Raw genomic sequence first — 19,757 nt, 5'->3', positions numbered from 1 at the left:
AATTACAGCAGGGAAGCGACGCTTTCACGAACCTGCGCAGGCCACACGCCGCACTGAACCTGACCAATGTGCGGCAGTTGCAGCAGCAGCATCGTCAGGCGAGACTGACCAATACCGCCGCCGATCGTTTGCGGCATCTCGCCGCGCAGCAGCGCCTGGTGCCACTCCAGACTCAGGCGATCTTCATCTCCGGTCAGAGCAAGCTGGCGTTTCAGCGCATCGGCGTCGACACGGATCCCCATTGAAGAAAGCTCAAACGCATCTTCCAGTACCGGGTTCCAGACCAGGATATCGCCGTTCAGACCAGCATGGCCCAGATCAGAAGCAGAACTCCAGTCATCATAATCTGGCGCACGCACGTCGTGGCGTTTACCGTCACTCAGTTTCCCGCCGATACCGACCAGGAAAACGGCGCCAAGCTCTTTCGCGATCGCGCGTTCGCGCCCTTTCGCATCCAGATCCGGGTAACGCGCCAGCAGCTCCTGGCTGTGAACAAAGTGGATCTGCTCCGGCAGGAACGGCGCCAGACCAAATTCTTTGCTTACCGCGGCTTCGGTTGCCTTAATGCCTTCCCAGATAGCCTCTACCGTGCTTTTCAGGGTGGCGAATTGACGCTCACCGTCGCCCATAACGCGTTCCCAGTCCCACTGGTCGACATAGACGGAGTGGAGCGGGGAGAGGCGGTCTTCGTCAGGGCGAAGGGCTTTCATGTGCGTGTACAGCCCTTCACCCGCGCTGAAGTCGTGTTGTCCCAGCGTCTGGCGTTTCCACTTTGCCAGTGAATGCACCACTTCAAACTGGGCATCCGGCAACGCTTTCACTTTTACCTGTACCGCTTTTTCACAGCCCGACAAGTTATCCTGCGTGCCATCTCCTACGCGGCTAAGGATCGGCGCCTGAACTTCAATCAGACCCAGACGCTCCTCCAGTTGACGAGAGAAGTGAGATTTCACGAAGCTAATTTGACGTTGTTTGGCGATGTAAGCGGTTTTCATTTTGTATACTCCTGCGTCCTGTTGCCTATGATTAAGCAACAGATTGAGGGTGATATTCAATAATCCACAAACAAAAAGCCCACTTCACTTTTGATTCGATAAAATAAGACGCTAAAATAGAGTGAATCACTAATCTACATAAGAAAAACCTATGGAAAATTATCAGATCGACAATCTGGATCGCGGCATCCTGGAAGCGTTAATGGCAAATGCGCGTACGGCATACGCTGAACTGGCCAAACAATTTAGCGTCAGCCCGGGGACGATTCACGTTCGCGTAGAAAAAATGAAGCAGGCGGGGATCATTACCGGCGCGCGGATTGACGTCAGTCCAAAACAGCTCGGATACGACGTCTGCTGCTTTATCGGCATTATTTTAAAAAGCGCGAAAGACTACCCATCCGCGCTGGCGAAGCTCGAAAGCCTGGACGAAGTGACCGAAGCGTATTACACCACCGGCCACTACAGCATCTTTATTAAGGTTATGTGCCGATCCATCGACGCCCTGCAACAGGTACTTATCAACAAGATCCAAACAATTGATGAAATTCAGTCCACCGAGACATTGATCTCCCTGCAAAACCCGATCATGCGTACTATCCGGCCGTGATCGGCTTTTTTAATCCCACATTTTTCCACAGGTAGATCCCAGCTCGCTCACAGCGTACAATAGCCCCTCTTTATAAGGATGGGCTCGTATGGCAGACATTACTCTTATCAGCGGCAGCACCCTTGGCGGTGCCGAATATGTTGCAGAACATCTGGCTGAAAAGCTGGAAGATGCAGGTTTTTCAACCGAAACCTTGCACGGTCCGCTATTAGAGGATCTGTCAGCGTCAGGAACCTGGCTGGTTATCAGCTCCACGCATGGCGCGGGCGATATCCCGGATAACCTTGCTCCTTTCTATGAAGCGCTTCAGTCGCAGAACCCCGATCTTTCTCAGGTTCGTTTCGGCGCCATCGGCATCGGAAGTCGTGAATATGACACATTCTGCGGCGCCATCGATAAAATAGAGGCCGCGCTCAAGACATCAGGCGCAAAACCGATCGGGGAAACCCTCAAGATCAACATCCTTGAACACGATATTCCTGAAGATCCGGCAGAGGTTTGGCTGGGATCCTGGATTAATTTACTCAAAATAGTGTAAAGATCGTGCGATCGAGTGTGGATAACTCTGGTAAGAAGCTTGGATCAACCAGTAGTTATCCAAAGAACAACCGGTGTTCAGTTTTTGAGTTGTGCATAACCCTTCATTCTGATCCCAGCTTATACGGGCCAGGATCACCGATCATTCACAGCTAATGATCCTCAACAACTTGTTGATCTTATTCAGCGGTTCCTGGTTATCCACAGACAATCGCGATCCTAATAAGAGATCACAATAAAACAGATCTCTAAATAAAAAGATCTTCTTTTTAATACCCAGGATCCCGGGACTTTCTCCAGCGGCTAAAGTTGAGTAGAATCCACGACCCGGGCTTCAATCCACTTTCACACCGCCGTATGCGAGGCAATTACCATGTTTTATCCGGATCCTTTTGACGTCATCATCATTGGCGGGGGTCATGCAGGCACTGAGGCCGCAATGGCCGCAGCGCGTATGGGGCAACAGACCCTGCTTTTGACACACAATATCGACACGCTGGGGCAAATGAGCTGCAACCCGGCCATTGGCGGTATTGGGAAGGGACACCTGGTAAAAGAAGTGGATGCGCTCGGCGGGCTGATGGCGAAAGCGATCGACCAGGCGGGTATCCAGTTTAGGATACTAAACGCAAGCAAAGGTCCGGCCGTTCGTGCAACTCGCGCACAGGCGGATCGCGTGCTATATCGCCAGGCGGTACGTACTGCGCTGGAGAATCAGCCCAATCTGATGATCTTCCAGCAGGCGGTTGAAGATCTGATTGTTGAAAACGATCGCGTCGTGGGCGCTGTTACCCAGATGGGCCTGAAATTCCGGGCTAAAGCGGTGGTTCTCACCGTCGGGACTTTCCTTGACGGCAAAATTCATATTGGTCTGGATAACTACAGCGGCGGCCGTGCTGGCGATCCGCCATCCATTCCACTGTCTCGTCGCCTGCGTGAACTTCCGCTGCGCGTCAGCCGCCTGAAAACCGGTACGCCGCCGCGTATTGATGCGCGCACCATTGATTTCAGCGTACTGGCGCAGCAGCACGGCGATAACCCGATGCCTGTGTTCTCGTTCATGGGCAATGCGTCCCAGCATCCGCAGCAGGTGCCGTGCTACATCACGCATACCAACGAAAAAACCCATGATGTGATCCGCAACAACCTCGATCGCAGCCCGATGTATGCCGGTGTGATCGAAGGGATCGGCCCGCGTTACTGCCCGTCGATCGAAGATAAAGTCATGCGCTTTGCCGATCGCAACCAGCATCAGATCTTCCTGGAACCGGAAGGACTGACCTCTAACGAAATTTACCCGAACGGTATCTCCACCAGCCTGCCGTTCGATGTGCAGATGCAGATCGTCCGCTCAATGCAGGGGATGGAAAACGCGAAAATTGTGCGTCCAGGTTATGCCATTGAGTACGATTTCTTCGATCCGCGCGACCTGAAACCAACGCTGGAGAGCAAATTTATCCAGGGATTGTTCTTCGCCGGGCAAATCAACGGGACGACAGGTTACGAAGAAGCGGCCGCGCAAGGTTTGCTCGCTGGTCTGAACGCCGCCCGTCTGTCTGCGGACAAAGAAGGCTGGGCGCCTGCGCGTTCTCAGGCTTACCTCGGCGTGCTGGTGGACGATCTTTGCACGCTGGGCACCAAAGAACCGTACCGCATGTTTACCTCCCGCGCGGAATACCGCCTGATGTTGCGTGAAGATAACGCCGACCTGCGTCTGACCGAAATGGGCCGTGAGCTGGGCCTGGTGGATGATGAGCGCTGGGCGCGCTTCAACGAGAAGCTGGAGAATATCGAACGCGAACGTCAGCGTCTGAAATCCACCTGGGTAACGCCGTCGGCGGAATCGGCCGGCGAAGTGAACGCTCACCTGACTGCGCCGCTGTCGCGTGAAGCCAGCGGCGAAGATCTGCTGCGTCGCCCGGAAATGACCTACGCGCAGCTGACTTCGCTGACGCCGTTCGCTCCGGGTCTTGATGATGCGCAGGCCGCTGAGCAGGTTGAGATTCAGGTAAAATACGAAGGCTATATCGCCCGTCAGCAGGATGAGATCGAAAAACAGCTGCGTAACGAGAACACATTGCTGCCTGCAACGCTGGATTATCGCCAGGTTTCTGGTCTGTCGAATGAAGTTATCGCCAAGCTGAACGATCACAAACCGGTCTCTATAGGTCAGGCGTCGCGCATTTCCGGCGTTACGCCCGCGGCGATTTCAATTTTACTGGTGTGGCTGAAGAAACAGGGAATGCTGCGTCGCAGCGCTTGATAACACTAATTTGGCGGGGGCGCTTCGCTTGCCCGCCCTACAAATTTGTAGGCCCGATAAGCGAAAGCGCATCGGGCATTTGATTATTAACAGGTAACGACCGTGCTTAACAAACTCTCCCGTCTGCTGGATGAAGCAGGCATTTCGCTTACCGATCACCAGAAAAATCAGCTGATTGCGTATGTCGATATGCTGCACAAATGGAACAAAGCCTACAACCTGACGTCAGTGCGGGATCCTAACGAGATGCTGGTACGCCATATTCTGGACAGCATCGTTGTGGCGCCGCACCTGCAAGGGGAGCGTTTTATTGACGTCGGTACGGGACCGGGGCTGCCGGGGATCCCGCTCTCCATTGTCCGTCCTGAATCGCATTTCACGCTGCTGGATAGCCTGGGCAAGCGGGTACGCTTTCTGCGCCAGGTTCAGCACGAACTCAAGCTGGAAAATATTACGCCAGTGCAGAGCCGCGTTGAAGAGTTCCCTTCTGAGCCGCCGTTTGATGGCGTGATCAGCCGTGCATTCGCCTCTCTCGATGACATGTTGAGCTGGTGTCGCCACCTGCCGGGGGAAAATGGCCGCTTTTATGCGTTAAAGGGTCAGTTGCCGGAAGAGGAAATCGCCTCACTGCCTGCGGCGTTCAGCGTCGAGTCCGTGGTTAAACTGCGTGTCCCGCAGCTGGAAGGCGAACGTCATTTGGTGGTCATTAAGCCAAACAAAATTTAATTTTTATCAAAAAAAATAGAAAAAAAACGGGCGCTCGCGTGTTAACAATCGCGAGGTAACGAATAGTTATACCTTGTTACCATTAACCATGAGTTCACCGTTTTGTATCATTGCTACAACGTAGCTCTTTTTATTAAAAAATGAATTAATCAACATTGAAAATATCAGGTTGCTAAAAATTGAATCTAAGAATCACTCAGGTATGTTGAATTTTTATTATAAATGTCAATGAATGGTTTTTAGCTTGTAACCGGGTGTTTTTTAAATAGTGAGTGATTTTAGGCTTAAATATCAGAAAGATGAAAAGGCATCATTTGCCAAGTAAATAAATACTGCCGGGGCGAATATGCTCAATATGTGATCCGAAGCACGCTTTATCACCAGTATTTACGCGCCATTTGCAGTTTTGCATGATCGTTCACAGTTTGATGAAAAGTGATAAATGTGCACCAGGGAAAAATATTTAAACATTTATTCACCTTTTAGCTACTTATTGTTTGAAATCACGAGGGCGCACCGTATAATTTGACCGCTTTTTGATGCTTGACTCTAAGCCTTAAAGAACGTTTTATACGACACGCGGCATACCTCGAAGGGAGCAGGAGTAAAAACGTGATGTCTGTGTCGCTCTTGAGTCGAAACGTTGCTCGTAAGCTTCTGTTCATTCAGCTTCTGGCGGTAATAGCAAGTGGATTGCTGTTTAGCCTCAAAGACCCCTTCTGGGGCGCTTCCGCCTTATGCGGAGGCCTGGCAGTGTTGCTGCCTAACATGTTGTTTATGATATTTGCCTGGCGTCACCAGGCGCATACACCTGCGAAAGGCCGCGTGGCCTGGTCATTCGCCTTCGGCGAAGCCTTCAAGGTGTTAGCGATGCTGGTTCTACTGGTGGTGGCGTTGGCGGTTTTTAAGGCGGTATTTTTGCCGCTGATCGTTACGTGGGTTTTGGTGCTGGTGGTTCAGATACTGGCGCCGGCTGTAATTAACAACAAAGGGTAAAAGGCATCATGGCTTCAGAAAATATGACGCCGCAGGATTACATAGGACACCATCTGAACAACCTTCAGCTGGACCTGCGTACATTCTCGCTGGTGGATCCGCATAACCCCCCAGCCACCTTCTGGACGCTCAATATTGACTCCATGTTCTTCTCGGTGGTGCTGGGTCTGTTGTTCCTGCTTATGTTCCGCAGCGTAGCCAAAAAGGCGACCAGCGGCGTACCAGGTAAATTTCAGACCGCGATTGAGCTGGTCATCGGCTTTGTGCATGGTAGCGTGAAAGACATGTACCATGGCAAAAGCAAGCTGATTGCGCCGCTGGCCCTGACGATCTTCGTCTGGGTATTCCTGATGAACCTGATGGACTTACTGCCTATCGATCTGCTGCCGTATATCGGCGAGCATATCTTCGGTCTGCCGGCACTGCGTGTCGTTCCGTCCGCTGACGTGAACATCACCCTGTCGATGGCGCTGGGCGTATTTATCCTCATTCTGTTCTACAGCATCAAAATGAAAGGCATCGGCGGCTTCACGAAAGAGTTGACGCTACAGCCGTTCAATCACTGGGCGTTCATCCCTGTCAACTTAATCCTTGAAGGGGTAAGTCTGCTGTCCAAACCGGTATCACTCGGTCTGCGACTGTTCGGCAACATGTATGCCGGTGAGCTGATTTTCATTCTGATTGCTGGTCTGTTGCCGTGGTGGTCACAGTGGATTCTGAATGTGCCGTGGGCCATTTTCCACATCCTGATCATTACGCTGCAAGCCTTCATCTTCATGGTTCTGACGATTGTCTATCTGTCGATGGCGTCTGAAGAGCATTAATTTTACCAACACTACTACGTTTTAACTGAAACAAACTGGAGACTGTCATGGAAAACCTGAATATGGATCTGCTGTACATGGCTGCCGCTGTGATGATGGGTCTGGCGGCAATCGGTGCTGCGATCGGTATCGGCATCCTCGGGGGTAAATTCCTGGAAGGCGCAGCGCGTCAACCTGATCTGATTCCTCTGCTGCGTACTCAGTTCTTTATCGTTATGGGTCTGGTGGATGCTATCCCGATGATCGCTGTAGGTCTGGGTCTGTACGTGATGTTCGCTGTCGCGTAGTAAGCGTTGCTTGAATTAAGAGCAATATCAGAACGTTAACTAGATAGAGGCATTGTGCTGTGAATCTTAACGCAACAATCCTCGGCCAGGCCATCGCGTTTGTCCTGTTCGTTCTGTTCTGCATGAAGTACGTATGGCCGCCGTTAATGGCTGCCATCGAAAAACGTCAAAAAGAAATTGCTGACGGTCTTGCTTCCGCAGAACGAGCACATAAGGACCTTGACCTTGCAAAGGCCAGCGCGACCGACCAGCTGAAAAAAGCGAAGGCGGAAGCTCAGGTAATCATTGAGCAGGCGAACAAACGTCGCGCTCAGATCCTGGATGAAGCCAAAACTGAAGCAGAGCAGGAACGTACTAAAATCGTGGCCCAGGCGCAGGCGGAAATTGACGCCGAGCGTAAACGTGCCCGTGAAGAGCTGCGTAAGCAAGTTGCTATCCTGGCTGTTGCTGGCGCCGAGAAGATCATCGAACGTTCCGTGGATGAAGCTGCTAACAGCGACATCGTGGACAAACTTGTCGCTGAACTGTAAGGAGGGAGGGGCTGATGTCTGAATTTGTTACGGTAGCTCGCCCCTACGCCAAAGCAGCTTTTGACTTTGCCGTCGAACACCAAAGTGTAGAGCGCTGGCAGGACATGCTGGCGTTTGCCGCCGAGGTAACCAAGAACGAACAAATGGCAGAGCTTCTCTCTGGCGCGCTGGCGCCGGAAACGCTCGCTGAGTCGTTTATCGCAGTCTGCGGTGAGCAGCTGGACGAAAACGGTCAGAACCTGATTCGGGTGATGGCTGAAAATAATCGTCTGAACGCGCTCCCGGATGTTCTGGAGCAGTTTATTCACCTGCGCGCCGCGAGTGAGTCCACCTCTGAAGTTGAGGTAACTTCCGCCACCGCATTGAGTGAAGAACAGCTTGCGAAAATTAGCGCTGCGATGGAAAAACGTCTGTCACGCAAAGTTAAGCTGAATTGCAAAATCGATAAGTCTGTAATGGCAGGCGTTATCATCCGAGCGGGTGATATGGTCATTGATGGCAGCGTACGCGGCCGTCTTGAACGCCTTGCAGACGTCTTGCAGTCTTAAGGGGACTGGAGCATGCAACTGAATTCCACCGAAATCAGCGAACTGATCAAGCAGCGCATTGCTCAGTTCAATGTTGTGAGTGAAGCTCACAACGAAGGTACTATTGTTTCTGTAAGTGACGGTGTTATCCGCATTCACGGCCTGGCCGATTGTATGCAGGGTGAAATGATCTCCCTGCCGGGTAACCGTTACGCTATCGCACTGAACCTGGAGCGCGACTCTGTAGGTGCGGTTGTGATGGGTCCGTACGCTGACCTTGCCGAAGGCATGAAGGTTAAATGTACTGGCCGTATCCTGGAAGTTCCGGTTGGCCGTGGCCTGCTGGGCCGTGTGGTTAACACCCTGGGCGCGCCAATCGACGGTAAAGGTCCGGTTGAGCACGACGGCTTCTCTGCTGTTGAAGCTATCGCGCCGGGCGTAATCGAACGTCAGTCCGTTGATCAGCCTGTTCAGACGGGTTATAAAGCCGTTGACTCCATGATCCCAATCGGTCGTGGTCAGCGTGAATTGATCATCGGTGACCGTCAGACCGGTAAAACCGCTCTGGCAATCGACGCCATCATCAACCAGCGTGATTCCGGCATCAAGTGCGTCTACGTGGCTATTGGCCAGAAAGCGTCCACCATCTCTAACGTGGTTCGTAAGCTGGAAGAACACGGCGCGCTGCAAAATACCATCGTTGTGGTTGCAACCGCATCTGAATCTGCCGCACTGCAATACCTGGCGCCGTATGCCGGTTGCGCAATGGGCGAATACTTCCGCGACCGCGGCGAAGATGCGCTGATCATCTACGATGACCTGTCCAAACAGGCTGTTGCTTATCGTCAGATCTCCCTGCTGCTCCGTCGTCCGCCAGGACGTGAAGCATTCCCGGGCGACGTATTCTACCTCCACTCTCGTCTGCTGGAGCGTGCTGCGCGTGTTAACGTTGAATACGTTGAAGCCTTCACTAAAGGTGAAGTGAAAGGGAAAACCGGTTCTCTGACTGCGCTGCCGATTATCGAAACCCAGGCGGGTGACGTTTCTGCGTTCGTTCCGACCAACGTAATTTCTATTACCGATGGTCAGATCTTCCTGGAAACCAACCTGTTTAACTCTGGTATTCGTCCTGCGGTTAACCCGGGTATCTCCGTATCCCGTGTTGGTGGTGCAGCGCAGACCAAGATCATGAAGAAACTGTCCGGTGGTATCCGTACCGCGCTGGCGCAGTATCGTGAACTGGCGGCGTTCTCCCAGTTTGCATCTGACCTTGACGATGCAACCCGTAAACAGCTTGACCACGGTCAGAAAGTGACTGAGCTGCTGAAACAGAAACAGTATGCGCCGATGTCCGTTGCGCAGCAGTCTCTGGTTCTGTTCGCGGCAGAACGTGGTTATCTGGCGGATGTAGAACTGGCGAAAATCGGTAGCTTCGAAGCCGCTCTGCTGGCTTACGTCGACCGTGATCACGCTCCGTTGATGCAAGAGATCAACCAGTCCGGTGGCTATAACGACGAAATCGAAGGCAAGCTGAAAGGCATCCTCGATTCCTTCAAAGCAACCCAGTCCTGGTAACGTCTGGTGGCCTGCCTTAAGGCAGGCCGCAAGGCATTGAGGAGAAGCTCATGGCCGGCGCAAAAGAGATACGTAGTAAGATCGCAAGCGTCCAGAACACGCAAAAGATCACTAAAGCGATGGAGATGGTCGCCGCTTCCAAAATGCGTAAATCGCAGGATCGCATGGCGGCCAGCCGTCCTTATGCAGATACCATGCGCAAAGTGATTGGTCACCTTGCGAACGGTAATCTGGAATATAAGCACCCCTATCTGGAAGAACGCGACGTTAAGCGCGTGGGCTACCTGGTGGTGTCGACCGACCGTGGTCTGTGCGGTGGCTTGAATATTAACCTGTTCAAGAAACTGCTGGCGGATATGAAAGCATGGTCCGATAAAGGCGTTCAGTGCGACCTCGCAATGATCGGCTCTAAAGGCGTGTCTTTCTTTAGTTCCGTAGGTGGCAATGTTGTCGCCCAGGTGACGGGTATGGGGGATAACCCATCCCTGTCCGAACTGATCGGCCCGGTTAAAGTGATGTTGCAGGCCTATGATGAAGGCCGTCTGGACAAGCTTTACATTGTCAGCAACAAATTTATTAACACCATGTCTCAGGTTCCGACTATCACTCAGCTGCTGCCGTTACCGGCTTCAGAAGATGATGAACTGAAACGTAAAACCTGGGATTACCTGTACGAACCCGATCCGAAAGCGCTGCTGGATACCCTCCTGCGTCGCTATGTGGAATCTCAGGTTTATCAGGGCGTGGTAGAAAACCTGGCCAGCGAGCAGGCCGCACGTATGGTGGCGATGAAAGCCGCGACCGACAATGGCGGCAGCCTGATTAAAGAGTTGCAGTTGGTATACAACAAAGCTCGTCAGGCCAGCATTACTCAGGAACTCACCGAAATCGTCGGTGGTGCATCCGCGGTATAACCAGGTTAATTCGTAGAGGATTCAAGATGGCTACTGGAAAAATTGTCCAGGTAATCGGCGCCGTAGTTGACGTCGAGTTCCCTCAGGATGCCGTACCGCGCGTGTACGACGCCCTTGAGGTGCAGAATGGTAATGAACATCTGGTGCTGGAAGTTCAGCAGCAGCTCGGTGGCGGTATCGTACGTACCATCGCCATGGGTTCTTCCGACGGCCTGCGTCGTGGTCTGGATGTGAAAGACCTTGAGCACCCGATCGAAGTCCCGGTAGGTAAAGCAACGCTGGGTCGTATCATGAACGTACTGGGCGAACCAGTAGACATGAAAGGCGAGATCGGTGAAGAAGAGCGTTGGGCTATCCACCGTGCGGCACCGTCCTACGAAGAGTTGTCAAACTCTCAGGAACTGCTGGAAACCGGTATCAAAGTTATCGACCTGATGTGTCCGTTCGCGAAGGGCGGTAAAGTGGGTCTGTTCGGTGGTGCGGGTGTAGGTAAAACCGTAAACATGATGGAGCTGATCCGTAACATCGCGATCGAACATTCCGGTTACTCCGTGTTTGCGGGCGTAGGTGAACGTACTCGTGAGGGTAACGACTTCTACCACGAAATGACCGACTCCAACGTTATCGACAAAGTATCCCTGGTTTACGGCCAGATGAACGAGCCGCCGGGAAACCGTCTGCGCGTTGCGCTGACCGGCCTGACCATGGCGGAGAAATTCCGTGACGAAGGTCGTGACGTTCTGCTGTTCGTCGACAACATCTACCGTTACACCCTGGCCGGTACGGAAGTATCCGCACTGCTGGGTCGTATGCCTTCAGCGGTAGGTTACCAGCCGACCCTGGCGGAAGAGATGGGTGTTTTGCAGGAACGTATCACCTCCACCAAAACCGGTTCTATCACCTCCGTACAGGCGGTATACGTACCTGCGGATGACTTGACTGACCCGTCTCCAGCCACCACCTTTGCGCACCTTGACGCAACCGTGGTACTGAGCCGTCAGATCGCGTCTCTGGGTATCTACCCGGCCGTTGACCCGCTGGATTCCACCAGCCGTCAGCTGGACCCGCTGGTTGTTGGTCAGGAGCACTACGACACCGCGCGTGGCGTACAGTCTATCCTGCAACGTTACCAGGAACTGAAAGACATCATCGCCATCCTGGGTATGGATGAACTGTCTGAAGAAGACAAACTGGTGGTAGCTCGCGCACGTAAGATCCAGCGCTTCCTGTCCCAGCCGTTCTTCGTGGCAGAAGTATTTACCGGTTCTCCGGGTAAATACGTCTCCCTGAAAGACACCATCCGTGGCTTTAAAGGCATCATGGAAGGCGAATACGATCACCTGCCGGAGCAGGCGTTCTACATGGTCGGTTCCATCGACGAAGCCGTGGAAAAAGCCAAAAAACTTTAACGCCTTAATCGGAGGGTGATATGGCAATGACTTACCACCTGGACGTCGTCAGCGCAGAGCAACAAATGTTCTCTGGTCTGGTCGAAAAAATCCAGGTAACGGGTAGTGAAGGTGAACTGGGTATTTACCCGGGCCACGCGCCGCTGCTCACCGCCATTAAGCCTGGTATGATCCGCATCGTTAAACAGTTCGGTCATGAAGAGTTTATCTACCTGTCTGGCGGCATTCTTGAAGTGCAGCCTGGCAGCGTGACCGTACTGGCTGATACCGCGATTCGCGGCCAGGATCTCGACGAAGCGCGAGCTCTGGAAGCGAAACGTAAGGCTGAAGAGCGCATTAAGAGCTCTCATGGTGACGTGGATTACGCTCAGGCATCTGCGGAACTGGCCAAAGCGATCGCCAAACTGCGCGTTATCGAGTTGACCAAAAAAGCGATGTAACACCGGCTTGAAAGCATAAAAACCAGTCTGAAATCAGGCTGGTTTTTTTTTTGCCTGAATGTTATTCCGTGCTGTTTCATCTTTATTCATGGGTCAAAAAAATAGCAAAAACATTAACCTAAGCCTTTAATGAAAGGTAAGTCTGACTTTTCTGAAGACAAAAGGCAGGGCGATGAACGAAAATATCCCATTAACAAGCGGTGAAAACCCCGCGTTGAGCGTTTTCTCTTCTACCCATTTCACGATGAAAAAAATGTAGTATTTTCAATGTGAAACGGTATAAATTCGTTCTCAAATTACAGTCAGGACGCGTATGTTGAATAGTGCTATGAGCGTAGTGATCCTTGCCGCAGGCAAAGGCACGCGTATGTATTCCGATCTTCCTAAAGTGCTGCATACCCTTGCGGGAAAAGCGATGGTTCAGCATGTCATTGATGCCGCTAATGAATTAGGCGCATCTCAGGTGCATCTGGTCTATGGTCACGGCGGCGATCTGCTTAAAAACACCCTTAAAAATGACAACCTGAACTGGGTTTTGCAGGCAGAGCAACTGGGGACGGGTCATGCGATGCAGCAGGCGGCGCCGTTCTTTAGCGATGACGAAGACATTTTAATGCTCTATGGCGATGTGCCGCTGATCTCTGTGGAAACCTTACAGCGTCTGCGTGACGCCAAACCGCAGGGCGGCATTGGTTTGTTAACCGTGAAGCTGGACGATCCGAGCGGTTACGGTCGTATTACGCGTGAGAACGGTAAAGTGACCGGCATCGTTGAGCATAAAGATGCCACCGACGAACAGCGTCAGATCCAGGAAATCAATACCGGTATCCTGATCGCTAATGGTGCGGACATGAAGCGCTGGCTGGCGAAACTGACCAACAATAATGCTCAGGGTGAATATTACATTACCGACATCATTGCGCTGGCGTATCAGGAAGGCCGCGAAATCGCTGCTGTACACCCGGATCGTTTAAGCGAAGTGGAAGGCGTAAACAACCGTCTGCAACTCTCTCGTCTGGAACGCGTTTATCAGTCCGAGCAGGCCGAAAAGCTGCTGCTGGCCGGTGTGATGCTGCGCGATCCCGCGCGTTTTGACCTGCGCGGCGCTCTCACCCACGGGCGCGATGTTGAAATTGATACTAACGTTATCATCGAAGGCAACGTCACGCTGGGTCACCGCGTGAAGATTGGCGCGGGTTGCGTTATTAAAAACAGCGTGATTGGCGATGACTGTGACATCAGCCCGTACAGCGTGGTGGAAGATGCGCACCTGGAAGCGGCCTGTACTATTGGTCCGTTTGCCCGTCTGCGCCCTGGCGCGGAACTGCGGGAAGGCGCTCATGTCGGCAACTTCGTTGAAATGAAAAAAGCGCGTCTGGGGAAAGGTTCGAAAGCGGGCCACCTGAGCTATCTGGGTGATGCGGAAATTGGCGACAACGTGAATATCGGCGCGGGCACCATTACCTGCAACTACGATGGCGCAAATAAATTCAAAACGATTATTGGCGATGATGTGTTTGTCGGTTCTGATACTCAGCTGGTGGCGCCGGTCACTGTGGGGAAAGGTGCGACCATCGCCGCCGGCACAACCGTTACCCGCGACGTTGCGGATAACGAACTGGTGTTAAGCCGTGTGCCGCAGGTGCATAAGCAGGGCTGGCAGCGTCCGGTGAAGAAGAAGTAAGTCTTTTTGCCGGATGGTGGCTTTGCCTTATCCGACCTACGTTCGATGACGTTCTGTAGGCCGGATAAGCATAAGCGCCATCCGGCAGATGAGGGATGAGGCGATAAAGATATATCGCTCGCCCAAAAGCAGTACCTATAAAAATAACCCCACTCTCTACAAGGCTCGGGGCGCCCGGAATACGGGTATTAACAGGTCGGCGACAACGACAGGCTTAATGCCAAAATCGGAATTAAATACTATGTGTGGAATTGTTGGCGCTATCGCGCAACGTGATGTAGCTGAAATCCTTCTCGAAGGTTTACGTCGTCTGGAATACCGTGGTTATGACTCTGCCGGTCTGGCCGTGGTTGATGCGGAAGGTCACATGACCCGTCTGCGTCGCCTTGGTAAAGTACAGATGCTGGCCCAGGCAGCAGAAGACCATCCTCTGTCTGGCGGCACCGGTATTGCTCACACCCGCTGGGCGACCCACGGCGAACCTTCGGAAGCAAACGCGCATCCGCATGTTTCTGACCACATTGTGGTGGTGCATAACGGCATCATCGAAAACCATGAACCACTGCGTGAAGAACTGAAAGCGCGTGGTTATACCTTCGTTTCTGAGACCGACACCGAAGTGATTGCTCACTTAGTGCACTGGGAGCTGGAACAGGGCGGGACGCTGCGTGAAGCGGTTATGCGTGCGATTCCGCAACTGCGCGGCGCGTACGGCACGGTAATCATGGATACCCGTCACCCGGATACGCTGCTGGCGGCGCGCTCTGGCAGCCCGCTGGTTATCGGTCTGGGTATGGGCGAAAACTTTATCGCTTCCGACCAGTTGGCGCTGCTGCCGGTAACCCGTCGCTTCATCTTCCTGGAAGAAGGCGATATTGCGGAAGTGACCCGTCGTTCGGTCTCCATTTTCGATAAATTCGGCGCGGAAGTGAAACGTCAGGATATCGAATCCAGTCTGCAATATGATGCGGGCGATAAAGGTATCTACCGCCACTACATGCAGAAAGAGATCTACGAACAGCCGAATGCGATTAAAAATACGCTGACCGGGCGTATCAGCCACGGTGAAGTGGATTTAAGCGAGCTGGGGCCAAAAGCGAACGAACTGCTGTCTCAGGTTGAACATATTCAGATTATCGCCTGCGGCACGTCGTATAACTCCGGTATGGTCTCTCGCTACTGGTTTGAATCGCTGGCCGGTATTCCGTGCGACGTCGAAATCGCCTCTGAATTCCGCTACCGCAAATCCGCCGTGCGTCGTAACAGCCTGATGATCACCCTGTCTCAGTCTGGCGAAACGGCAGATACCCTGGCCGGTCTGCGCCTGTCGAAAGAGCTGGGCTATCTGGGTTCTCTCGCCATCTGTAACGTTCCGGGCTCTTCCCTGGTGCGTGAATCCGATCTGGCGATGATGACCAACGCCGGGACGGAAATCGGCGTGGCCTCCACCAAAGCGTTTACCACTCAGCTGACCGTTCTGCTGATGCTGGTGGCGAAGCTGGCGCGTCTGAAAGGTCTGGATGCGTCTATCGAGCACGATATTGTTCACGGTTTGCAGGCGCTGCCGAGCCGTATCGAACAGATGCTGTCTCAGGACAAGCGTATCGAAGCGCTGGCGGAAGATTTCTCTGACAAACACCATGCCCTGTTCCTGGGCCGTGGCGATCAGTATCCGATCGCGCTGGAAGGCGCGCTGAAGCTGAAAGAGATCTCTTATATTCACGCAGAAGCGTATGCGGCAGGTGAGCTGAAACACGGCCCGCTGGCGCTGATCGACGCAGATATGCCGGTTATCGTGGTGGCGCCGAACAACGAATTGCTGGAAAAACTGAAATCCAACATCGAAGAAGTCCGCGCCCGTGGCGGCCAGTTGTACGTCTTCGCCGACCAGGATGCCGGTTTTGTCAGCAGCGACAACATGCACATCATTGAGATGCCGCATGTGGAAGAGGTGATTGCACCCATCTTCTACACCGTTCCGCTGCAACTGCTGGCGTATCACGTTGCGCTGATCAAAGGCACCGATGTGGACCAGCCGCGTAACCTGGCGAAATCAGTTACCGTTGAGTAATCGTGACGATGCCCTGCGAAAGCGGGGCATTTTTTTCTGCGCTGTTCTGTTTTTAATCAATTCTCCCGTCGTTTTAATGTGACAAACCGTCATCTTCAGCTACTGTTTTCAGTGTCATAAAAAGAAAATTTTCATGAAATCGCATTGTCATGAAGTGAATTAACTGATTGTTTATAAATTATTTTTTCTGTGATTTATTTCATCAGTTTTCGTTGTCATAAAACTGTCATATTTCGTACATTTAACTGTCACCTGTTTGTCCTATTTTGCTCATCGTAGCCACTTAACAATGATTTACGAAAATCTTGCAGGAGACATTATGAAAGTCATGCGTACCACTGTCGCAACTGTTGTCGCCGCGACCTTATCCATGAGCGCGTTCTCTGCTTTCGCAGCAGCGAGCCTGACAGGTGCAGGTGCAACTTTCCCTGCGCCGGTGTATGCCAAATGGGCTGATACCTATCAGAAAGAGACCGGTAGCAAAGTAAACTACCAGGGTATCGGCTCCTCCGGTGGTGTAAAACAAATTACGGCTAACACCGTTGATTTCGGTGCATCCGACGCTCCGCTGTCTGACGAAAAACTGGAGCAGGAAGGTCTGTTCCAGTTCCCGACCGTCATTGGCGGCGTAGTGCTGGCGGTGAATATCCCGGGTCTGAAGTCTGGCGAACTGGTGCTGGATGGAAAAACCCTGGGTGACATCTATCTGGGTAAAATTAAGAAGTGGGATGATGAAGCCATCACCAAACTGAACCCGGGTTTGAAACTGCCTTCTCAGAACATCGCCGTTGTGCGTCGTGCAGATGGTTCCGGCACTTCTTTCGTTTTCACCAGCTACCTGGCGAAAGTGAACGAAGAGTGGAAATCTAAAGTCGGCGCTGGCTCTACCGTTAACTGGCCGACCGGTCTGGGCGGTAAAGGTAACGACGGTATCGCCGCATTCGTACAGCGTCTGCCGGGCTCTATCGGCTATGTTGAATACGCTTATGCGAAGCAGAACAACCTGGCTTACACCAAACTGATTTCAGCGGATGGTAAACCCGTAAGCCCGACCGAAGAGAGCTTTGCTAACGCCGCGAAAGGCGCTGACTGGAGCACCTCTTTCGCTCAGGATCTGACGAACCAGCAAGGTGACGATGCGTGGCCAATCACTTCCACCACCTTCATCCTGGTCCATAAAGAGCAGAAGAAACCTGAGCAGGGCGCTGAAGTGCTGAAGTTCTTCGACTGGGCATACAAAAATGGCGGCAAACAGGCGAATGACCTGGATTACGCCAGCCTGCCGGACAGCGTTGTTGAGCAGGTTCGTGCAGCATGGAAGACCAATGTGAAGGACAGCAGCGGTAAAGCGCTGTACTAATAGAATATCTTTAACGAACTGGCGGATGGCGCTACGCTTATCCGCCCTACAGTTCCGACTGTAGGCCCGATTTGTAGGCCGGATAAGCGTAGCGCCATCCGGCATGGGCAACTTCGTAAACGCGTTTAATGGAAAGAGTAATTTATGGCTGCAACCAAGCCTGCTTTTAACCCGCCGGGTAAAAAGGGTGACATGATATTCAGCGCGCTGGTAAAACTGGCTGCGCTGATTGTGCTATTGATGTTGGGTGGCATTATTGTCTCGCTGATTATCTCCTCCTGGCCAAGCATTGAGAAGTTTGGCTTCTCGTTCCTGTGGACTAAAGAGTGGGACGCGCCAAACGATATCTACGGCGCGCTGGTTCCCATTTATGGCACGCTGGTTACCTCGTTTATCGCTCTGCTGATCGCTGTTCCGGTGAGCTTCGGTATTGCCCTGTTTCTGACGGAACTGGCGCCGGGCTGGCTGCGTCGCCCGCTGGGCATCGCCATCGAACTGCTGGCGGCTATCCCCAGTATCGTCTACGGCATGTGGGGCCTGTTTATCTTCGCGCCGCTGTTTGCCACCTGGTTCCAGGAACCGGTCGGGAATATTCTTTCCAACATTCCGTTTGTTGGCGCACTGTTCTCTGGCCCGGCATTTGGTATCGGTATTCTGGCGGCGGGCGTTATTCTCGCCATTATGATCATTCCTTACATCGCGGCCGTTATGCGCGATGTCTTCGAACAAACCCCGGTGATGATGAAAGAGTCGGCCTATGGCATCGGCTGCACCACCTGGGAAGTTATCTGGCGTATTGTCCTTCCGTTCACCAAAAATGGGGTGATTGGCGGCGTTATGCTGGGACTGGGTCGTGCGCTGGGAGAAACCATGGCGGTGACCTTTATCATCGGTAACACCTACCAGCTCGACAGCGTTTCGCTGTACATGCCGGGCAACAGTATCACCTCTGCGCTGGCGAACGAATTTGCCGAAGCGGAGTCTGGTCTGCACGTTGCCGCGTTGATGGAACTGGGTCTGATTCTGTTTGTGATTACCTTCATTGTGCTGGCGATTTCTAAGCTGATGATTATGCGTCTGGCGAAGAATGAGGGGGCACGCTAATGGCTACGCTTGAAATGCAAACGACCGCAGAACTGGCGGAATCCCGCCGTAAAATGCAGGCTAAGCGCCGCACGAGAAACCGCATCGCATTGACGCTCTCAATGGCGACGATGGCGTTTGGGCTGTTCTGGCTCATCTGGATCCTGATGTCCACCATTACGCGTGGTTTCGACGGCATGTCGCTGGCGCTGTTTACCGAAATGACGCCGCCGCCGAATACCGCTGGCGGTGGTCTGGCGAACGCCCTGGCGGGGAGCGGACTGTTAATTTTGTGGGCGACGGTATTTGGTACGCCGCTTGGCATCATGGCGGGGATCTACCTGGCGGAATATGGTCGTAAATCCTGGCTTGCGGAAGTGATACGTTTCATTAACGACATCCTGCTTTCCGCGCCGTCTATCGTGGTCGGTCTGTTTGTTTACACCATCGTGGTGGCGCAAATGGAGCACTTCTCCGGTTGGGCGGGCGTGATTGCGCTGGCGCTGCTACAGGTGCCTATCGTCATTCGTACCACAGAGAACATGCTGAAACTGGTGCCGGATAGCCTGCGTGAAGCGGCCTATGCGCTGGGGACGCCGAAATGGAAAATGATCTCGGCGATTACCCTGAAAGCCTCGATTTCCGGGATCATCACCGGCGTACTGCTGGCGGTTGCCCGTATTGCGGGTGAAACCGCGCCGCTGCTCTTTACTGCGCTTTCCAACCAGTTCTGGAGCACCGACATGATGCAGCCTATCGCTAACCTGCCGGTCACTATCTTTAAATTTGCGATGAGTCCGTTCGCGGAGTGGCAGCAACTGGCCTGGGCTGGGGTGTTGATCATTACCCTGTGCGTATTGTTGCTGAATATTCTGGCGCGCATCATTTTTGCGAAGAGTAAACACGGTTAATTTCAGGTGCCGGAT

General features: G+C 52.8%; 19 protein-coding genes. 18 read left to right on the top strand and 1 reads right to left on the bottom strand.

Going from position 1 to position 19,757, the window contains the following annotated elements:
* Positions 1-2 precede the first annotated feature (2 nt).
* Positions 3-995, bottom strand: a complete 993-nt coding sequence (gene asnA / locus OGV79_RS02225) for an aspartate--ammonia ligase (RefSeq protein WP_024130086.1) — start codon at positions 993-995, stop codon at positions 3-5.
* A 151-nt stretch (positions 996-1,146) separates the two neighbouring features.
* On the opposite strand from asnA, the gene asnC reads away from it, so the two are divergent.
* From asnC to pstA, 18 genes are all read left to right on the top strand, one after another.
* Positions 1,147-1,605: a transcriptional regulator AsnC gene (asnC, locus tag OGV79_RS02220; RefSeq protein ID WP_012131100.1), complete on the top strand. Its 459-nt coding sequence runs from the start codon at positions 1,147-1,149 to the stop codon at positions 1,603-1,605.
* Positions 1,606-1,693: 88 nt separating this feature from the next.
* A complete protein-coding gene (gene mioC, locus OGV79_RS02215) occupies positions 1,694-2,143 on the top strand; it encodes an FMN-binding protein MioC (protein WP_012131099.1) in 450 nt (149 codons plus the stop codon).
* A 372-nt stretch (positions 2,144-2,515) separates the two neighbouring features.
* Positions 2,516-4,405, top strand: a complete 1,890-nt coding sequence (gene mnmG, locus OGV79_RS02210) for a tRNA uridine-5-carboxymethylaminomethyl(34) synthesis enzyme MnmG (RefSeq protein ID WP_047460077.1) — start codon at positions 2,516-2,518, stop codon at positions 4,403-4,405.
* A gap of 102 nt (positions 4,406-4,507) precedes the next feature.
* On the top strand, positions 4,508-5,131 hold the full coding sequence (gene rsmG, locus OGV79_RS02205; protein WP_047460080.1) for a 16S rRNA (guanine(527)-N(7))-methyltransferase RsmG: 624 nt from the start codon (positions 4,508-4,510) through the stop codon (positions 5,129-5,131).
* A gap of 615 nt (positions 5,132-5,746) precedes the next feature.
* Positions 5,747-6,127 carry a F0F1 ATP synthase subunit I gene (gene atpI, locus OGV79_RS02200; RefSeq protein WP_012131096.1) on the top strand — a complete coding sequence of 127 codons (381 nt, stop codon included), beginning with the start codon at positions 5,747-5,749 and terminating at the stop codon, positions 6,125-6,127.
* Between the two features lie 8 nt (positions 6,128-6,135).
* On the top strand, positions 6,136-6,951 hold the full coding sequence (gene atpB, locus OGV79_RS02195; RefSeq protein WP_047460083.1) for a F0F1 ATP synthase subunit A: 816 nt from the start codon (positions 6,136-6,138) through the stop codon (positions 6,949-6,951).
* Positions 6,952-6,998: 47 nt separating this feature from the next.
* Positions 6,999-7,238 carry a F0F1 ATP synthase subunit C gene (atpE, locus tag OGV79_RS02190; RefSeq protein WP_000429386.1) on the top strand — a complete coding sequence of 80 codons (240 nt, stop codon included), beginning with the start codon at positions 6,999-7,001 and terminating at the stop codon, positions 7,236-7,238.
* Positions 7,239-7,297: 59 nt separating this feature from the next.
* The gene (gene atpF / locus OGV79_RS02185; protein WP_003827022.1) at positions 7,298-7,768 is read left to right on the top strand and encodes a F0F1 ATP synthase subunit B; all 471 of its coding nucleotides are present in this window, start codon (positions 7,298-7,300) and stop codon (positions 7,766-7,768) included.
* Positions 7,769-7,782: 14 nt separating this feature from the next.
* On the top strand, positions 7,783-8,316 hold the full coding sequence (gene atpH, locus OGV79_RS02180; RefSeq protein WP_012000833.1) for a F0F1 ATP synthase subunit delta: 534 nt from the start codon (positions 7,783-7,785) through the stop codon (positions 8,314-8,316).
* A gap of 12 nt (positions 8,317-8,328) precedes the next feature.
* Positions 8,329-9,870 (top strand): F0F1 ATP synthase subunit alpha, encoded by a 1,542-nt coding sequence (gene atpA, locus OGV79_RS02175; RefSeq protein ID WP_012000831.1) that lies wholly within the window; start codon positions 8,329-8,331, stop codon positions 9,868-9,870.
* A gap of 50 nt (positions 9,871-9,920) precedes the next feature.
* On the top strand, positions 9,921-10,784 hold the full coding sequence (gene atpG, locus OGV79_RS02170) for a F0F1 ATP synthase subunit gamma (RefSeq protein WP_047460091.1): 864 nt from the start codon (positions 9,921-9,923) through the stop codon (positions 10,782-10,784).
* Positions 10,785-10,810: 26 nt separating this feature from the next.
* The gene (atpD, locus tag OGV79_RS02165) at positions 10,811-12,193 is read left to right on the top strand and encodes a F0F1 ATP synthase subunit beta (RefSeq protein WP_012000829.1); all 1,383 of its coding nucleotides are present in this window, start codon (positions 10,811-10,813) and stop codon (positions 12,191-12,193) included.
* A 20-nt stretch (positions 12,194-12,213) separates the two neighbouring features.
* The gene (locus OGV79_RS02160) at positions 12,214-12,633 is read left to right on the top strand and encodes a F0F1 ATP synthase subunit epsilon (RefSeq protein WP_012000828.1); all 420 of its coding nucleotides are present in this window, start codon (positions 12,214-12,216) and stop codon (positions 12,631-12,633) included.
* Positions 12,634-12,946: 313 nt separating this feature from the next.
* Positions 12,947-14,317, top strand: coding sequence for a bifunctional UDP-N-acetylglucosamine diphosphorylase/glucosamine-1-phosphate N-acetyltransferase GlmU (gene glmU / locus OGV79_RS02155; RefSeq protein WP_110494872.1), 1,371 nt, complete (start codon positions 12,947-12,949; stop codon positions 14,315-14,317).
* 241 nt (positions 14,318-14,558) lie between these two features.
* Complete coding sequence (gene glmS / locus OGV79_RS02150; protein WP_130028778.1) at positions 14,559-16,388, top strand: glutamine--fructose-6-phosphate transaminase (isomerizing); 1,830 nt, start codon at positions 14,559-14,561, stop codon at positions 16,386-16,388.
* A gap of 319 nt (positions 16,389-16,707) precedes the next feature.
* Positions 16,708-17,748, top strand: coding sequence for a phosphate ABC transporter substrate-binding protein PstS (gene pstS, locus OGV79_RS02145; protein WP_024130085.1), 1,041 nt, complete (start codon positions 16,708-16,710; stop codon positions 17,746-17,748).
* Positions 17,749-17,892: 144 nt separating this feature from the next.
* Positions 17,893-18,852, top strand: a complete 960-nt coding sequence (gene pstC / locus OGV79_RS02140; RefSeq protein ID WP_012000823.1) for a phosphate ABC transporter permease PstC — start codon at positions 17,893-17,895, stop codon at positions 18,850-18,852.
* Positions 18,852-19,742 carry a phosphate ABC transporter permease PstA gene (gene pstA, locus OGV79_RS02135; RefSeq protein ID WP_012000822.1) on the top strand — a complete coding sequence of 297 codons (891 nt, stop codon included), beginning with the start codon at positions 18,852-18,854 and terminating at the stop codon, positions 19,740-19,742. Before pstC ends, pstA begins: the two co-directional genes overlap by 1 nt.
* Positions 19,743-19,757: the final 15 nt, after the last annotated feature.

The sequence above is a fragment of the Citrobacter sp. CK185 genome (assembly GCF_030333565.1).
Classification (GTDB): domain Bacteria; phylum Pseudomonadota; class Gammaproteobacteria; order Enterobacterales; family Enterobacteriaceae; genus Citrobacter_B; species Citrobacter_B koseri.
This window is presented reverse-complemented; position numbering and strand designations above follow the sequence as displayed.

Excerpts from the sequence above, each read along its gene's own strand:
- asnA (WP_024130086.1), bottom strand. The coding sequence starts at position 995 with ATGAAAACCGCTTACATCGCCAAACAACGTCAAATTAGCTTCGTGAAA.
- asnC (WP_012131100.1), top strand. The coding sequence starts at position 1,147 with ATGGAAAATTATCAGATCGACAATCTGGATCGCGGCATCCTGGAAGCG.
- mioC (WP_012131099.1), top strand. The coding sequence starts at position 1,694 with ATGGCAGACATTACTCTTATCAGCGGCAGCACCCTTGGCGGTGCCGAA.
- mnmG (WP_047460077.1), top strand. The coding sequence starts at position 2,516 with ATGTTTTATCCGGATCCTTTTGACGTCATCATCATTGGCGGGGGTCAT.
- atpI (WP_012131096.1), top strand. The coding sequence starts at position 5,747 with ATGTCTGTGTCGCTCTTGAGTCGAAACGTTGCTCGTAAGCTTCTGTTC.
- atpB (WP_047460083.1), top strand. The coding sequence starts at position 6,136 with ATGGCTTCAGAAAATATGACGCCGCAGGATTACATAGGACACCATCTG.
- atpE (WP_000429386.1), top strand. The coding sequence starts at position 6,999 with ATGGAAAACCTGAATATGGATCTGCTGTACATGGCTGCCGCTGTGATG.
- atpH (WP_012000833.1), top strand. The coding sequence starts at position 7,783 with ATGTCTGAATTTGTTACGGTAGCTCGCCCCTACGCCAAAGCAGCTTTT.
- atpA (WP_012000831.1), top strand. The coding sequence starts at position 8,329 with ATGCAACTGAATTCCACCGAAATCAGCGAACTGATCAAGCAGCGCATT.
- atpG (WP_047460091.1), top strand. The coding sequence starts at position 9,921 with ATGGCCGGCGCAAAAGAGATACGTAGTAAGATCGCAAGCGTCCAGAAC.
- atpD (WP_012000829.1), top strand. The coding sequence starts at position 10,811 with ATGGCTACTGGAAAAATTGTCCAGGTAATCGGCGCCGTAGTTGACGTC.
- OGV79_RS02160 (WP_012000828.1), top strand. The coding sequence starts at position 12,214 with ATGGCAATGACTTACCACCTGGACGTCGTCAGCGCAGAGCAACAAATG.
- glmU (WP_110494872.1), top strand. The coding sequence starts at position 12,947 with ATGTTGAATAGTGCTATGAGCGTAGTGATCCTTGCCGCAGGCAAAGGC.
- glmS (WP_130028778.1), top strand. The coding sequence starts at position 14,559 with ATGTGTGGAATTGTTGGCGCTATCGCGCAACGTGATGTAGCTGAAATC.
- pstS (WP_024130085.1), top strand. The coding sequence starts at position 16,708 with ATGAAAGTCATGCGTACCACTGTCGCAACTGTTGTCGCCGCGACCTTA.
- pstC (WP_012000823.1), top strand. The coding sequence starts at position 17,893 with ATGGCTGCAACCAAGCCTGCTTTTAACCCGCCGGGTAAAAAGGGTGAC.
- pstA (WP_012000822.1), top strand. The coding sequence starts at position 18,852 with ATGGCTACGCTTGAAATGCAAACGACCGCAGAACTGGCGGAATCCCGC.